This is a genomic window from Sulfurospirillum sp. UCH001, from assembly GCF_001548035.1.
Lineage (GTDB): Bacteria > Campylobacterota > Campylobacteria > Campylobacterales > Sulfurospirillaceae > Sulfurospirillum.
The window spans coordinates 1,555,629-1,570,405 of the sequence record NZ_AP014723.1 but is presented as its reverse complement, the minus strand read 5'-3'; the positions used below and the strand labels follow the sequence as shown (position 1 = coordinate 1,570,405).

The window sequence follows — 14,777 nt, the reverse complement described above, 5'->3', positions numbered from 1 at the left end:
AAAAAAATGGAGACAAAAAATGTCTGAAAAACATTTTGAGCTTGACATTAAAGGGATGACATGCGCTGCATGTTCAGCGCGTATCGAACGAGTGCTAGGAAAACTTGAAGGTGTGACAGCCAATGTCAACTTAGCAACTGAAAAAGCCTTTGTGAGTTCAAACAATCCTGCAATTGATCTTCCCCAAATCATACAAAGCATCGAAAAGACAGGTTTTGGTGCAACAGAATCTGCCAAGGTTGACCAAAATCAAAAAAGCTTAGAAAAAGAGCAAGAGTATCAAAAGCTTCTCAAAGAATTCCTTCTCTCAGCACTCTTAACATTGCCTTTTTTAGTTGAAATGGTAGCAATGCTTTTGAATATTCATTTACATCTTTCATCGCTTATTCAATTAGCACTTGCCACCATTGTACAGTTTTACTGTGGTAGAAAATTTTATGTGGGTGCTCTTAAAAGCCTTAAAAGCGGAAGTGCCAATATGGATGTATTGGTTGTTCTTGGTACCAGTGCGGCGTACTTTTTAAGCCTATGTGTGATGCTTTTCAATCTACCATTACATCTTTACTTTGAAGCTTCTGTTTCTGTTATAACCTTAGTGCTTTTAGGAAAACTATTAGAGGTAAGAGCAAAAGCAAAGACAGGTTTTGCCATTGCAAAATTACTGCATTTACAGCCTAAAAAAGCCTTTGTTGAACGAGATGGTAAGCTTGAAGAAGTTAGCATTGAAGCGCTAAAAGTTAATGATGTTTTTGTCGTTAAAGCAGGAGAAAGCATCCCCACGGATGGCATTGTTCTTGAGGGTGCAAGTATGGTCGATGAGTCGATGATGACAGGAGAGAGCCTGCCAGTGCTTAAATCGGTGGGAGATTCTATCGTTGGTGCGACAAAGAATGGCGATGGCATGCTCAAATGCCAAGCAACAAAAGTAGGAGCCGATACATTCTTAAGTGCCATTGTCAAACTCATAGAAGAAGCACAAGGTTCAAAAGCACCTATCCAACGCCTTGCCGATACGATTTCAGGCATCTTTGTACCGATTGTTGTGGGCATTGCTGTCATTACGTTTGGCATATGGTGGATGGTAGGGGGAAATTTTGAAGAAGCGATTATTAATGCTGTTTCTGTTTTGGTTATCGCGTGCCCATGTGCACTTGGTCTTGCGACACCTACTGCTATCATGGTAGGTGTTGGAAGAGGCGCTAGTGAGGGCATTCTCATTAAAAATGCTGAAGTATTGGAAAATGTGGGCAAAATCTCTGCAGTTGTCTTTGATAAAACAGGAACTTTGACATATGCAGACCCTCATGTTGTTGATACACTCATCGAAAAAAATAGTATGGATAAAGAGTCTTTTTTAGAACTCGCCGCAGCATTAGAAGAGGGTTCTAAACACCCTTTGGCAAAAGCAATTATAAAAGCGGCACCTACAACGTCTCGCTTGAGTGTACAAACGTTTCAGAACTATTCTGGGCTTGGTGTTTCAGGAGAGATTGATGGTGTGGTTTACTTCGCAGGTTCTCCTGCTTTCATTACGCAGTTTACATCATTGGAGCATTCAAGCAAAGCAAAGCTATTTTTAAATGAGGGCAACAGTATTGTAGCTCTTGCTACACATGAGGAGATTATAGGATATATCGCGTTAGCCGATACCATTAGAGAAAGTGCAAAAATAGCGGTTGAGAAGCTGCAAAATGATGGTATTGCCGTCTATATGCTCACAGGTGATAATGAGCGTTGTGCCCAAAAAGTAGCGCATGAGCTTGGCATTAAACATTTTTTTGCAGAAGTGTTACCTGATGGTAAGGCAGAGGCGATTAGTAGACTCAAAAATGAGGGAAAATTTGTTTGTATGGTGGGCGATGGCATCAACGATGCACCAGCCCTTGCTGTGGCTGATGTCGCAATCGCGATGTCCAATGGTTCCGATATCGCCGTTGAAAGCGCTGATCTAATCTTAATTGCAAATGATCCACTGTTTGTGGTCAATGCCATAGCACTCTCCCGTGCTACGATGTCAAAAATTAAGCAGAATCTCTTTTTAGCTTTTGTGTATAATAACTTAGCCATTCCACTCGCGTTTATGGGTATGCTAAACCCCATTGTTGCAGGTGGTGCTATGGCGATGAGTTCAGTTTCTGTGGTGAGTAACTCACTATTGTTAAGACGTTGGAAAATGAAAAAATAAAATCATAATCGTAAGGAAAAGAAATGGCAACAATTACGTTAGTTGTTAAGGGTATGAGTTGTATGGGATGTGTGAAGAGTGTCAAGGGTGTTTTAGAGGGTATTAAAGGGGTCAAAAGTGTGAATGTTGACCTTGCTAGTGGCAAAACAATCATTGAGTATGATGCGCCGATTGATATCAGTGTGTTTGAAAAAGCGATTGATGAAGCAGGCTTTGAAGTCGTTTCATAAGACTGCATTTAAAGTAAAGAGCCCTAAAATAGGGCTCTTCTAATATTACTTCTCAAATAAGATATGAATATACCGCTTCGACCATAATCCAAAGATAATAATCCACAAACCAGCCACCGTGAGAACAGCATGTAAGTAGCCAAACTGTGGGAAAATACCAGCAATGATACGAATAAGTGCCATAATTTGGATAAGACCAAAGAGTGTTATGGCATACGCATCTGCTTTTGGAGTACGTCCTGAATGTCCTAAAATAACCCTTGTTCCAAAGCCAATGAGTACTGTCGTGAAATACCCTAGTGCTAAAGCATGCAATGGTGACTTTTCAAGATAAATCGTATGACCTAAAAGCGAACTAAAGTCTTGCACGACAAAAAGTCCAAAGCCGATAGGTGTCCACCAAATAGAGAGGAAAAGCACCCATAAAATTGGTGGTGATTTTTTAAAGGGAAGACGCCATTTGAGAAGCTCATACGTGATGATGCCAAAAAGCGCGCTATCTGCCACAAAAGCGTTAATACTTAATGCCTCCAAAACCACTTTTGCGATCAATGCTATAAAGACTGAAAGTAAAAAGTGTTTACTTTTATTGATCGTATAGCCAACTATGGAATTGGACGCAAAAAATGGCATCATCTTTTGAGAAACGATAAGAACAATAAAAAACAAATAAAGATAGAAACTAATGCCCAATGCAATAGCATATGTTGGGGCAAATGTATCGGTGATGAAAAGTACTTGTCCCACAGCTCCTAGAGCAAAAGAACGAAGCATCCATGTGGTATCGGCTTTGTTAGTGACTGTACTTTTGGTCTGAAAATCAAGTAAGAGTAAACAGAGCTTGATGTATCCAGCCAAGATAACAATCATGGCTGCTATAAGAGCAAGTTCAGAGATAAAAGAACATACAATAAACAGTAGACCACCGCCGTTTATTAACCATGCAACAGGCATATACTCACTTTGTTTAGGAGCAGGGCGTGAGAGGTAACGTGGGAATGTCGTGAGTAAAAAGCCTGCAAAAAACTGTGTAAAGACGATGAATGTCATCGCGTAAGCGTGGTAAAGTCCCACACTGGCATTGAGACTGATAAGTCCTGCATAATGCAGACCTAAAAGTGAAACAAAAAGCACACCTTGAACCACACCCGCAAAAAAGAAAATGCGGTGTGGTTGTGCTTGAAGGTTTTGAAGCGCCGTCGTTTTTGGTGGCGGCGGTGGGGTTAAACTACTGACAAAAACCACAACAACTAGCCCCTCGGTTGGCTGCATCGATAGCGGCATTTAACGCTTCGTCATAATTTGGTTCCTCGGTGATTTCTGGAACAACTTGTTTGTAAACGATTTTGCCATCTTTACTGATAACAAAGAGTGCTCTTGCACATAAACCTTCTAGTGCACCATCACTGATGAGCATACCATACGCACGTGCAAAGGCTTTATGTCTAAAGTCACTTCCCACCGTGATATTTTCAATACCTGCTACGTTACAGAACTTTGCTGCTGAAAAAGGCAAGTCCATTGAAATGACTGTTGTATCGATGTTCTCATGTTTAGCAACTTCTTGGTTGAAGCGTCTTGCTTCTGCGTCGCAAACAGGTGTATCTAAAGAAGGTACTGCAATGATGAGTTGTGCTTTATTACCTTCACCACCAATGGTTTTTTCTTGTAAGTCTGGTGTGACAACTTTTACGATAGGCGCATAATTACCTACTTCTTGGAAGTTTCCTTCCAACTTTACGGGTGTGCCCTTAAGAGCGGTTTTGTCAATTTTTGCTGTAAACGTCATGAGTATCCTTTCAATTGTTTTATATGAGAGTCATTTTATCTCATTTAAAAATAAAAAACCTTGATCTACATCTAGGAATTTAATTATGTAGTTTATTAGTTTTTTTGATATACTAGATCATACTGTATCGTACAAAATTATAGAAAAGCCCTTTTTTAGGAGTTTTATATGGAAACTTCACAAATCCTTCCGAACCGTTTAGTTCATTTTGATTCTTTTGAAGATTACTTTTGGAAACGTATATCAAAAAATTTTTTGATATTTAGTTGGTTTGGAGTTCTTCTTACCATTATCTATATTCCTTTTGATTATCAACTCCATAGCGATAGCCCAATTTTTCATTATATTTTAGGTGGACGAATGACCACTTTTTTCTTTGCTATTATGGTTGTCCTTGCCACGGCTCATCCTTTTTTTGAGCATCGAAATGTTCTAGGAATTACCACTTTTGGAACCATGGGGTTTAGTGCAGTGACTCTGACCTATCTTTTATTTGGAAATCCTATTCACTTTGTAGTGTATTCGTGGTTTTTTTATTTGATCGCAACAATGATGCTTACGCCATTAATTACAAAAAAAATCTTTTTCATTATGGAAGGGTATCAAGTTGCTTTTATGTTTGCTGTGATGATATGGACTAACCAAAAAGAAGAAGATATTGCTGTATTTCTCTCTTTGGCATTCCCTCTATTGGGATATGTTTTTGCTGTTGTTTGGTTGAACCGTAAAAATGGCAAAGAAGCCTACAAAAATGCTTTGCAAAACCATGTTTTGATGTCCTTAGATAGTCTCTCTAACCTCTTAAATCGTCGTACATAGTATGAAGAGTCACGCCGTAAATGGAAAGTCGATAAAGGAAGTTCGTTTTTGATGCTGGATGTGGACCATTTTAAAAGAGTCAATGATACGTATGGTCATGAATGTGGTGATATGGTCATTCAAACGGTTTCGAAAATTCTTTTGGAGCAGACGCGAGAATATGACATCATAGGACGACTTGGAGGAGAAGAATTTGGTGTTTTGCTACCTCAAACAACACTACTTGAAGCAAGAGAAATAGCAGAGCGCATACGTATAAAAATCGAAGAAACGACAATGCATTACAATACAGAAGAGATTCGTGTTACCGTTAGTGTTGGTTTAATTCGTAACAGTGAAGAGATCGAAGATTTTAACACCTTAGTTGTTTTGGGAGACAAATGTTTGTATCAAGCAAAGTCTCAGGGGCGTAATCGTGTGATTTGTTATGAGGAAAACGACTTTGTCATTTAAAAAGATTATGCGCTATACTGCTTCTTAGTAAATCTATGAAGGAGTATGTATGCAATATAAACTTATTACTGGACCGGATGACTCAACGTTTTGTGCGAGGGTAACGGAGTTTTTAAATAATGGCTGGAAACTACATGGAAGCCCATCAGTCACGTTTAATGGACAAACTGTCATCGCAGCGCAAGTGGTTGTGAAAGAGGATGATAAAGACGTTAAGGCGTGTGGATTTACGAAATAAGAGCTTTATATAAAGCTCTTATTAGTCTATGCTCTCAAAAAGCTCTGGTCTATACTCAAAATGCATGGTATCGTAGTGGTACCATCTACCACCCCATACAAAGCCATATTTCTCAAAAATATCGACGATCTCTTTAGGAAATTCATTGTGAAAATTGTGCGTTTTGTCCCATTGCCAGTAGCGTGAATATTTGGTATCAAGATCGATGGCAATGCCGTAGCTATGGGCACTTAAACGTTCTGTTTTTGCAATTTTACGAAAGTAGTAAGTACCATCGACTTTTTTGAGATACTTCATGAACTCTTCAGGTAGATTGTCTAACTCATCAGAAACTTTTTGAAGCTGGCGCGCGGCATTTTCGTTTTTGTTAAATTGCAGTTTTTTTCCACCGTGTTTTGGAAGCCAGTTTACCGTGGTTAGATTTTTTTTGATCTCGCTTTTGTTTGAGCCATAGAGTTTTTTCAAAAAAGCATCATTACGGAAACGTCCTGGATCATCGTTGAGTGCGGGATCTGTGATAGGTGCAAAAGCAGGGTAGACTTGGGCGAACATATCTTCGATGTCTGCATTTTCGAGCTTTTCATCAAAAGTTTTTACTTTTTTATCATCATAAGGGAGTGAGCTTCCATCCATAAAAAAGACGGTATTGTCTTTGATGACTTTGATGCTAGGGTACTTTTGAACAAGATTGTTGCTTTTAGGGTTTGCTGGTTTGACAGTTATGCCCTCAACACGGTTGATGAGCAGTCCGTTTTCAGGCACATTAGGTTGATTTGCCCCAACATACAAGTCTGTAATAACCGCCTTACCGATAATGTTGCGTCCTTCATTGCCATTTTCCATTGTTCGTACACCCCAAACGTTGTGCATTACAAGAGGTTTGCCTTCAAATTCACCTGCATAAAGCATAATGTGACCTTTAAGGTAGATGAGGCTTAAAAAGGCTATACCGTTTTTCAAAATCATGGCTTCTTTTTCCTTGGGTGTTAAATCTTTGAGTGAGATATACTCTCCAAAATTTTTTTGTGCAGCGGAATTTCGTGGTATCCAAATACCAAAAGGGGAGAGAAAATCGCGCGTCATAGCAGAACAATCACGGTTAGCGAGGTATCCACCCCAGCCGTATTTTTCGCCTAAAAGCGCATCGCCAATTTTACTAATGCTCTCTTTACTAAACGCTATAGGTACAGCTTGCGCAAAGCTTTTTGGAATGCGCAGTTCTAGCTTTTGTGCGCTAAATGTGGCATCTCTGGTGTACATATAGGCGTGAAAAAAGTCATCATCTTCACTTACGATAGGTAAAATGGCTCCCACTTTCGCATAGGTAATGAAGCGTTGTTTAGTGTTGTAAAGAGGGATGTTGTCTTTTACGATAGCAATTTTGTTTGCTTTGATAAGCTCCATACGCTCTTTAGCTTCTACTATAACAAAGCTTTCTACAGGAAGCCAACCAGAAGCAAACGAACTCTCTACAAATGCCCAAGCACCGTCTTTACTGTAATGTGAGATAATAAGAGGCTCTGCTACATGAATGCGCGAGGTTTGTAAGTAGTCAAACGGATACCCTTCTCCTGGAAGTGTCGTCTTTTTAAAAAAAGGTTTTTCTGTTGGGAGATTACGCATTTGTGCATTATGAATCATAATGGCATGAGCGTTGATACTACCATACGCATCAGGATTGGTCTCATTGATAATGGCATCGATCTCTGCATCAGAAATCAGTTGAAGATTTTCACCATAGTAGCGACTTTTAAGTCCATAAGATTTATTTGCCCACAAAGCGTCATCTTTTTTTGTACTTACATGAGTTCTAAACCACGGAGAGTAATAACGATACGTAAAGTCTTCTTGTGCGACCTTTTGTGGTGTAATATTTTGAGCTAAAAAGTCTACGTTTTGTGGGTAGATAAGCATCTCTTTTGAAGCAATTTTTTGAGCAATAAATGCTTCAGATGAGGGCTCTTTTGGGGCACATCCTGTTAAGATAATGAGACTGCATATGCACAGAAAAATATTTCGTATTGACATATTTGAAACCTTGAATTTTCTTAATGCTATAATACCAAAAACAACTTAGGAAGCCTCTTTGAATTTAGCACAAAAACTCATCGACATTTTAAAAAAAGACAATGTTCTGCTCACAGGTGGCGCAGGTGTGGGCAAGAGTTATCTAGTCGGTGAAGTGGTGAGTGAGCTTCGTAACGCTGGAAAACAAGTAGTAGTGCTGGGAAGTACTGGGGTGAGCGCTGTCAATGTAGGCGGGCAAACTCTGCACAGTTTTTTTGCGTTTGGTATCTGTAACCATCTTGATGAACTGATGCGTCATGATCGTTACGCAAAAGCGAGGCTTGCAGAAATCAAAAAAGTACTCACTAGATGTGATCTTTTAGTCATCGATGAAATTAGCATGGTTTCAGCTGATTTGCTTGATATGATTTATTATCGTCTTCGCAATGCTGGTTTTGAAGGAAGCGTACTTTTTGTAGGTGACTTTTTTCAATTACCTCCTGTTTCTAAAGGGAAAACAGATAGCCTTTGGGGTGGGTTTGAGTATGCGTTTGAGAGTAGTTCGTGGAAGGCGTATGATCCTGTGGTGGTTGAGCTTACTATTACCAAACGTACACATGATGAGCTTTTTTTTAGACATCTTGGAAAAATCAGACGCGGTATACTTGATGGCGATACGTTTGACTATCTTGAAGCACTGCGCTCTAATGTTAGCGTATGGGAAGATGACCCAACTGTTCTTTTTGGACGAAATAGGGAAGCTGAAGCACTCAATCTAAAAAGGCTTGCTGAGCTTGAGAGTGAATCGTTTGTATTAAAAGCCAAGGAAGAGTTACACGAAAAAACATTGCATGTCAACAAAATAGAAGGGTGGAAAAATGCGCTTCCTATTCCCGTTGATTTAACCCTAAAAATAGGCGCAAAAGTGCTTTTTTGTACCAATAAATGGGGTAAATACTACAATGGTGAGACGGGAATCGTGCGGTCAATTGATGCCGATACTGTGTTGGTAGAGAAAAAAGGTGAGCTTATAAAAGTAGAACGCCAAGAATATACATTGCATGAGAATGTGGTAATGGAAGGTGAAATCAAAGAAAAACCACTTGTCTCCATTGAGCAGTTTCCTTTGAAATTGGCGTACGCTATTACGATTCACAAGTCGCAAGGAATGAGTATTGATTCTTTGGTGTGCAACATTAACACTATTTTTGAAAAGAGTCAGTTTTATGTGGCTATTTCACGTGCTCGTTACCCCAATCAGCTTTTGTTGGATTATCACTATCAGCGTTTTCATGAGCATTTGGTGCGCTGTGTGCAGGTATCGCCTAAGGTTGGAGAGTTTTATGCAAAATCGAATGTTTTGAAGATAGAAGAGCTTAGGAGCGATTCACTTTTTGGTGAATTTTGACGATTTAGAATATAGAAAACAGATAGAGGGGGCAAACATGAATCTGGAAATTTCATACGAATCGAAAGGCTTGATAACCTACTCACAAAGCAATCAAGAGATTACTGGCAAAGATAAAAAGCTCACAGGCAAGCAGATCACCAATAGCTATCTTGCTGAGTATATGGCACAAGCCATAAAAGAGTCTAAATCAACCTTTAGTACACAAGCCAATACCTTTACACTTGCAGACATTGGCTATACAGGTAAACCTATAGGTGAATTGACTCAAGATGAGGCAAAAGCATTAGTGGCTGAAGATGGCTTTTTTGGTATTGCTCAAACGAGCGCACGTATTGCAGATTTTGTCATCAATGGAGCAGGAGATGACCTCTCTAAACTGCAAGCAGGACGCTCTGGAATGCTTCAAGGCTTTGCAGAAGCAGAAAAGCTTTGGGGTGAAAAATTACCTGAAATTAGTTATACTACGATGCAAAAAGCACTTGAAAAAGTAGATGCACGGATTGCAGAACTTGGTGGAAGTGTGCTCGATACATCGGTTTAATAAAGGCTCAAATGAGACGTATTTTGATAGCATTTTTTCTTTTACACGTAAGCCTGTTTGCGGAGACATTGGCATTGGAGCATTTTAAAGCCAATGTCTTTGCAAAATCTGATAAAAAGCCTGTGGAAGTGACTGTTGGTCTTATTTTTGAAGGCAAAGAAGTTAAGCTTTACGAGTATAAAGTCGTTGATGCGCTAAATATTGTCATTGGTAGTTATTTTGCAGAAGATCTTGTAACTTCTCGTGGTAAAGAGATATTAAAATCCACCGTAATCGCATATGCTAAAAAAACACATGGTTTAGTGATTGATTCTGTTTATATTAAAGAATTGACTGTTAAAACCAATCCAACAACACAAGAAATTGTTGAAGCCATTAAAAAAGAGGGTGTTTTCCAACAACAGCAAACAGCTGCTCCAAAACAGCAGTATCAACCTTCTCAACAACTCAATCTTGCTCCTCCACTTCCAAAGCGTTCACTTATACCTGAAGAGAATGCCGTTAATTTTTAACGCGCTAAAATCGAAAAAGATATGCTAAAATAAGATAAATCCAAGCGTATGCTTGACAAAGAGTCTGAATGAAAGATTTTGAAGCCGCAAAAGAGTTTTTTAAAGACACGGTTGATCCTTCGTTTTATTTTGATAGTATCAGCGCTGAGATTGCACGCAATAACCTTAAAGAAGCTATCGGCGATCCTTCTATTCCTCTTATTTTTATCATAGGTGATCCAGGTGTTGGAAAAAGTCACATTATGCGTGTGATGCATTACTCATCAGCTGTGGCTGCCAATAGTGTACTTATCGAACATCCTTTTTTTGACCCACGAGACCTTTTTAAAGAGTTATATGAGGCTAGAGGTATGCCTTTTGATAAAAATAAAACTCAAGGCGAGTTTATGGATGAGCTTTTTGAGGCGTATGTGGGAACATTATGCACGATTTTTATTGATGAAGCACAGCTATTAAATGACGATCAATTTGAATTCTTGCGTATTTTAAGTGATACCAAATTGTTCCAATTTGTTCTTGCCATGCATAAAGATGAAGGAATGGCACTGCTTGCAAAAAAACAGTTTAAAACTCGTTCTAAACTTGTCATTGAGTATGGTAATCTTGATGAAAATGAGATACTTCGCTACATTCATACCCTTTTTATGGGACACACGCATGGTGAGATCGCTATGATGTTTTCTAAAAATGAGGCTAGGGTCATCGCTCGGTATGCTAAGGGTAATTTTCGCATGATTAAAAAGTTTTTATATACATTGATGAAATTACTTGATTATGCCCAAAAGAAGGGGTTATCAAAGTATCGTAAACTGAACAGTTGTCTTTTAACGATGGCGGCACTTGATATAGGACTTATTCATGACTAGTGCACGATTTGAAGAGCTAGAAAAACGTTGTGCAAAGCTTAAGAAGACACGTATTATTCGTATTGTTTTTATCATTGCTTCTTTATTTTTAATAGGTTTTGGTAGTTATTATTGGATGTCTCATAGTACAAGCAAGTCTTTGGTGCCTGCTGTAGCCCCTATGCCACAAATAGTTCTTGTACAAGCACCTGTCGTTGAAAACAATGAAAGTAATGAAAGCATCTCAAACGAAGAACAAAATCTATCGCAATCAACAGACGATGAAATACTTTTTCTTGCTCCACACATTTATAAAAACGATGCAAAATTACCTTTAGATGAGACACAAGCAGCAACACGTTCCTTGAGCCATGAACAGCAATTACTAAAACGCTATAACACTATGCAAAATTTTGATAATGCTTATGCTTTGGCACAATTTTATTTTGAACAAAAATCATATCTTGAAGTCGTAGCATGGGCAAAAGAGGCAAGCCGACATAATTCACGCTCTGAAAAACCATGGATACTCTATGCAAAAGCAAAATTTTATCTAGGTGATCGAGCAGAAGCTATAAGGTCTTTGGAACTATTTTTAAGCTATATTAATTCTAAAGAAGCAGAAGAACTACTAATTTTTTACAAAGGACAAGAATGAGAGTTGTTTTAGCATTATTGGGTCTTTTATGTAGTACCATGTATGCCTATTCTTATAACGATGTTTTAAGAGATTATGAGGCAAAAAATTTTGAAAAAGTGTGTAATGAAGGAGCTGCTTTTCTTATCAAAAACGATAAAAATGAGCAAATCCTAGTTGCTATTGGTGATGCGTGTGCTAAGGTCGATGCGATAAACCCTTTGGGTAATGTTGCAAAAAATCTTGTCAGTACAAAAGAGTATCGAGAAAGTGGTTCATACTTCGCAACCTTAGTCCTTCAAAAAAAGCTTATTTATCAGTTTATGAATGATTCTATTAACCTCAAAGAACTCAAACTGCCACGAACAAATCATGTACTTTCTCGTGTCTTTGAACAGTTATCCAAAGGCAATTATGAAGTCGTTGATAAGCGCATAGAGATTACAACTCCTGAAATGAACTATCTATTATGGCTCTCAGATGATGATCCTAAAAAGGTCTACATTGATGAAAATAAAGATGGCAAGTTGGTTAAACGTCACTGGTATCTGTGAGGCTTTACTTTGTTTTAGGGTGTTTTTGACTACAATCCCACCTCTAATTTTTTTACTCTAGGAAATCAATGCCTCTTAGCCGACTTAATACTGAGCAAAAAAGTGCTGCAACAGCACCCTCAGGTCACAACCTTATTATTGCCAGTGCAGGAACAGGTAAAACCTCTACGATTGTAGCTCGTATTGCTCATTTGTTAAATCAAGGTATACAACCATCTCGCATTTTACTGCTTACATTCACCAATAAAGCAGCAGCTGAAATGTTGGAACGTGTTGGTGTTTTCTTTGGTAAAAATATAACCTCACAAATCGAGTCAGGTACATTTCATGCGGTAAGCTACCGTTTGCTCAAAAAAATGGGTAAAAATATTGTTTTAAAACAACCAAAAGACCTTAAAATCTTACTCAAAAGTATTCACGATAGACGCCGTTTTGACCATATAGATTCAGGGGTAAAAGCCTATAGTGCGGCATACCTTTATGACATTTTCTCACTGTATCAAAACAGCACAGTAACGCAAAGTTTTACAGAGTGGCTTGAGTCAAATGACAGCGAACATGGTGTGTTTTTTGATATTTATGAAGATATTTTTGAAGAATTTCAAGCACTCAAACGGGAGTTTGGTTATGTGGATTTTAATGACCTTTTAATTCTCATGCGAGATACGCTTAAAACAAGTGAAGAGTTAAGTTTTGATGAAGTACTCATTGATGAGTACCAAGATACAAATACCCTTCAAGGTTCACTCATCGACGCATTTCGCTCGAAATCACTCTTTTGTGTGGGCGATTATGACCAAAGTATTTATGCGTTTAATGGGGCCAATATTGATATTATTGGCTCATTTGCAACACGTTATTCCAATGCCAATGTTTTTACACTCAATAAAAATTATCGTTCAAGCCATAAGATTCTTTCTTTAGCCAATCGTGTCATTGAAAAAAATCCAAGACTGTATGAAAAAAGACTTGAAGTAACGCGTGATGGTGCTTTTGAACCGCCAAAACTGCTCATTTATGATGAGCTTTTCGCTCAATATCAGTCTATTGCTTCGCTCATTAAACACTCTGTTCATCAGCACCAAGATATCGCTGTTATCTTTCGCAATAATTCAACCGCAGATGGTATTGAAGCAACATTAAGAGAGCAGGGCATCGCTTGTAGACGAAAAGGAGGCATTAGTTTTTTTGACGCCGCCGAAGTCAAAGCCATGCTTGATCTTGTGGGCGTTGTCGTCAATCCCAAAGATATGATGGCATTTATTCATACCTTTGAATACGCTAGAGGGGTAGGTAGTTCACTCTCCAAAGAGCTATTTGATGGGCTTTTTAAACTGGGAGATGGCAATATCTATCAAGGTTTTTTTCATCCACGAGAAGATGTTGATGATATTTTTAAAAAGCGCACAAAAAACCATCAATTAGGACTTTTTGATGATGTGATCGATCTTGGAAGTGTAAGTCGTTTTTACAATTTTGGTTTTGAAGAGCAATTTCTATCAAGTCCTATATTAAAACATCCAAAACTTACAACGGATGGTGCGAAGTTCCTACATCAGTTTTATAAGTTTATGAAGCACGCAACACGTATTAAAACACCTCAAAGCCTTATCAATCACGTGTTAAGTTCGGAAGTATTCAGTGCGATTGCTGAAGTGTTAGCGATAAAGCGTTCTACTAAAAAAGATGGCAGTGTAGATGACAAAATGAAGCAAGAAGCACGTGCTCGCATTTTTAGAAAAGGACATTTGCTCAAAGATTTGGCAAGTGGTTATGCTTCAAGTGAACGGTTTTTAAATGCGCTGACCCTTGGTAGCAATGAGATGAGCGAAGGCGAAGGTGTTAACCTACTTAGTATTCATGCAAGTAAAGGTCTTGAATTTAAAGAGGTATATGTCATTGACCTTATGGATGGACGTTTTCCAAATCGTAAATTGATGCAAAAAGGTGGAAGCCTTGAAGAAGAGCGTCGCTTATTTTATGTTGCAACAACACGTGCAAAAGATATGCTTTACCTCTCTTATGCCAAATACGATAAAATTAAGAAGATTTCCTACATGCATTCTCCATTTTTAGTTGAAGCGGGAATGGTACATTAATTTTTAAGTCTCGACTAACTTAAAAGAGATAGAATAACTCCTAAAAATATTAGGAGTTTCCATGTTCAAAATTTCACTACTCATAACACTACTTTCAACCCTTCTTTTTGCAGAACTTCGCCATGTTGAAGCAAGTGAAGACGTCGTTAAAAGTGGCATAAAAATTATCGACATACGAACGCTGCCTGAATGGAAAGAGACGGGATTGGTTGCAAATGCTATTCCTATTACGTTCTTTGATGAACAAGGTAGATACGATGCTGAGTCTTTTATCAAAGAGCTTGATAAGCATGTAAGCAAAGATAAAGAGTTTGCACTTATTTGTCGTACAGGCAATCGCACTTCTGCTGTTTCTGAGCTGTTATCAAAGCAAGGTTACAAAGTTGTCAACCTCAAAGGCGGTATGAAGTCTTTGATGTCTAAAGGTTATGCTCCTGAACCTTATAAACCATAGGCA

Annotated in this window: 16 protein-coding genes; 13 read left to right on the top strand and 3 right to left on the bottom strand. The window is 38.4% G+C overall.

Translation table 11 applies throughout. The annotated features are described in order from the left end of the window. Nucleotides 1–19 precede the first annotated feature (19 nt). Both UCH001_RS07860 and UCH001_RS07855 read left to right on the top strand, forming a co-directional pair. Nucleotides 20–2,185, top strand: coding sequence for a cation-translocating P-type ATPase (locus tag UCH001_RS07860; protein WP_067176593.1), 2,166 nt, complete (start codon nt 20–22; stop codon nt 2,183–2,185). A 23-nt stretch (nt 2,186–2,208) separates the two neighbouring features. After that, on the top strand, nt 2,209–2,415 hold the full coding sequence (locus tag UCH001_RS07855; protein WP_067176590.1) for a heavy-metal-associated domain-containing protein: 207 nt from the start codon (nt 2,209–2,211) through the stop codon (nt 2,413–2,415). A gap of 45 nt (nt 2,416–2,460) precedes the next feature. On the opposite strand, the gene UCH001_RS07850 is transcribed toward UCH001_RS07855, so the two are convergent. Then, the gene (locus UCH001_RS07850; protein WP_231963913.1) at nt 2,461–3,687 is read right to left on the bottom strand and encodes an NnrS family protein; all 1,227 of its coding nucleotides are present in this window, start codon (nt 3,685–3,687) and stop codon (nt 2,461–2,463) included. Next, the gene (gene tpx, locus UCH001_RS07845; protein WP_067176584.1) at nt 3,644–4,204 is read right to left on the bottom strand and encodes a thiol peroxidase; all 561 of its coding nucleotides are present in this window, start codon (nt 4,202–4,204) and stop codon (nt 3,644–3,646) included. Before tpx ends, UCH001_RS07850 begins: the two co-directional genes overlap by 44 nt. Nucleotides 4,205–4,372: 168 nt before the next feature. Between tpx and UCH001_RS07840 the strand changes: the two genes are divergently transcribed. Genes UCH001_RS07840 through UCH001_RS07830 form a run of 3 tightly spaced genes read left to right on the top strand, consistent with a single transcriptional unit; the run spans nt 4,373 to nt 5,714 of the window. Continuing rightward, nucleotides 4,373–5,023 (top strand): hypothetical protein, encoded by a 651-nt coding sequence (locus tag UCH001_RS07840; RefSeq protein ID WP_067176580.1) that lies wholly within the window; start codon nt 4,373–4,375, stop codon nt 5,021–5,023. Between the two features lie 51 nt (nt 5,024–5,074). Then, nucleotides 5,075–5,476, top strand: a complete 402-nt coding sequence (locus UCH001_RS07835) for a GGDEF domain-containing protein (protein WP_067176577.1) — start codon at nt 5,075–5,077, stop codon at nt 5,474–5,476. Nucleotides 5,477–5,525: 49 nt separating this feature from the next. Continuing rightward, nucleotides 5,526–5,714: a DUF1737 domain-containing protein gene (locus UCH001_RS07830; RefSeq protein ID WP_067176574.1), complete on the top strand. Its 189-nt coding sequence runs from the start codon at nt 5,526–5,528 to the stop codon at nt 5,712–5,714. 21 nt (nt 5,715–5,735) lie between these two features. Here the strand turns inward: UCH001_RS07830 and UCH001_RS07825 are convergent, their stop codons facing one another. Further along, nucleotides 5,736–7,742 carry an SH3 domain-containing protein gene (locus UCH001_RS07825; protein ID WP_067176570.1) on the bottom strand — a complete coding sequence of 669 codons (2,007 nt, stop codon included), beginning with the start codon at nt 7,740–7,742 and terminating at the stop codon, nt 5,736–5,738. Nucleotides 7,743–7,800: 58 nt separating this feature from the next. On the opposite strand from UCH001_RS07825, the gene UCH001_RS07820 reads away from it, so the two are divergent. From UCH001_RS07820 to UCH001_RS07785, 8 genes are all read left to right on the top strand, one after another. Beyond that, nucleotides 7,801–9,129: an ATP-dependent RecD-like DNA helicase gene (locus UCH001_RS07820; RefSeq protein WP_067176567.1), complete on the top strand. Its 1,329-nt coding sequence runs from the start codon at nt 7,801–7,803 to the stop codon at nt 9,127–9,129. Between the two features lie 37 nt (nt 9,130–9,166). Continuing rightward, nucleotides 9,167–9,673, top strand: coding sequence for a hydrogenase (locus UCH001_RS07815; RefSeq protein ID WP_067176564.1), 507 nt, complete (start codon nt 9,167–9,169; stop codon nt 9,671–9,673). An 11-nt stretch (nt 9,674–9,684) separates the two neighbouring features. Further along, the gene (locus tag UCH001_RS07810) at nt 9,685–10,185 is read left to right on the top strand and encodes a hypothetical protein (RefSeq protein ID WP_067176562.1); all 501 of its coding nucleotides are present in this window, start codon (nt 9,685–9,687) and stop codon (nt 10,183–10,185) included. A 68-nt stretch (nt 10,186–10,253) separates the two neighbouring features. Beyond that, complete coding sequence (locus tag UCH001_RS07805; RefSeq protein WP_067176559.1) at nt 10,254–11,051, top strand: ATP-binding protein; 798 nt, start codon at nt 10,254–10,256, stop codon at nt 11,049–11,051. Beyond that, nucleotides 11,044–11,688 carry a CDC27 family protein gene (locus tag UCH001_RS07800; RefSeq protein ID WP_067176556.1) on the top strand — a complete coding sequence of 215 codons (645 nt, stop codon included), beginning with the start codon at nt 11,044–11,046 and terminating at the stop codon, nt 11,686–11,688. Before UCH001_RS07805 ends, UCH001_RS07800 begins: the two co-directional genes overlap by 8 nt. Further along, complete coding sequence (locus tag UCH001_RS07795) at nt 11,685–12,221, top strand: hypothetical protein (RefSeq protein ID WP_067176554.1); 537 nt, start codon at nt 11,685–11,687, stop codon at nt 12,219–12,221. The genes UCH001_RS07800 and UCH001_RS07795 overlap by 4 nt, the downstream gene beginning before the upstream one ends. A 68-nt stretch (nt 12,222–12,289) precedes the next feature. Beyond that, a complete protein-coding gene (locus UCH001_RS07790; protein ID WP_067176551.1) occupies nt 12,290–14,320 on the top strand; it encodes an ATP-dependent helicase in 2,031 nt (676 codons plus the stop codon). 61 nt (nt 14,321–14,381) lie between these two features. Next, nucleotides 14,382–14,774: a rhodanese-like domain-containing protein gene (locus UCH001_RS07785; RefSeq protein ID WP_067176548.1), complete on the top strand. Its 393-nt coding sequence runs from the start codon at nt 14,382–14,384 to the stop codon at nt 14,772–14,774. Nucleotides 14,775–14,777 lie beyond the last annotated feature (3 nt).

Excerpts from the sequence above, each read along its gene's own strand:
- UCH001_RS07835 (WP_067176577.1), top strand. The coding sequence starts at position 5,075 with ATGCTGGATGTGGACCATTTTAAAAGAGTCAATGATACGTATGGTCAT.
- UCH001_RS07830 (WP_067176574.1), top strand. The coding sequence starts at position 5,526 with ATGCAATATAAACTTATTACTGGACCGGATGACTCAACGTTTTGTGCG.
- UCH001_RS07840 (WP_067176580.1), top strand. The coding sequence starts at position 4,373 with ATGGAAACTTCACAAATCCTTCCGAACCGTTTAGTTCATTTTGATTCT.
- UCH001_RS07815 (WP_067176564.1), top strand. The coding sequence starts at position 9,167 with ATGAATCTGGAAATTTCATACGAATCGAAAGGCTTGATAACCTACTCA.
- UCH001_RS07795 (WP_067176554.1), top strand. The coding sequence starts at position 11,685 with ATGAGAGTTGTTTTAGCATTATTGGGTCTTTTATGTAGTACCATGTAT.
- tpx (WP_067176584.1), bottom strand. The coding sequence starts at position 4,204 with ATGACGTTTACAGCAAAAATTGACAAAACCGCTCTTAAGGGCACACCC.
- UCH001_RS07855 (WP_067176590.1), top strand. The coding sequence starts at position 2,209 with ATGGCAACAATTACGTTAGTTGTTAAGGGTATGAGTTGTATGGGATGT.
- UCH001_RS07800 (WP_067176556.1), top strand. The coding sequence starts at position 11,044 with ATGACTAGTGCACGATTTGAAGAGCTAGAAAAACGTTGTGCAAAGCTT.
- UCH001_RS07850 (WP_231963913.1), bottom strand. The coding sequence starts at position 3,687 with ATGCAGCCAACCGAGGGGCTAGTTGTTGTGGTTTTTGTCAGTAGTTTA.
- UCH001_RS07805 (WP_067176559.1), top strand. The coding sequence starts at position 10,254 with ATGAAAGATTTTGAAGCCGCAAAAGAGTTTTTTAAAGACACGGTTGAT.
- UCH001_RS07860 (WP_067176593.1), top strand. The coding sequence starts at position 20 with ATGTCTGAAAAACATTTTGAGCTTGACATTAAAGGGATGACATGCGCT.
- UCH001_RS07790 (WP_067176551.1), top strand. The coding sequence starts at position 12,290 with ATGCCTCTTAGCCGACTTAATACTGAGCAAAAAAGTGCTGCAACAGCA.
- UCH001_RS07825 (WP_067176570.1), bottom strand. The coding sequence starts at position 7,742 with ATGTCAATACGAAATATTTTTCTGTGCATATGCAGTCTCATTATCTTA.
- UCH001_RS07810 (WP_067176562.1), top strand. The coding sequence starts at position 9,685 with ATGAGACGTATTTTGATAGCATTTTTTCTTTTACACGTAAGCCTGTTT.
- UCH001_RS07785 (WP_067176548.1), top strand. The coding sequence starts at position 14,382 with ATGTTCAAAATTTCACTACTCATAACACTACTTTCAACCCTTCTTTTT.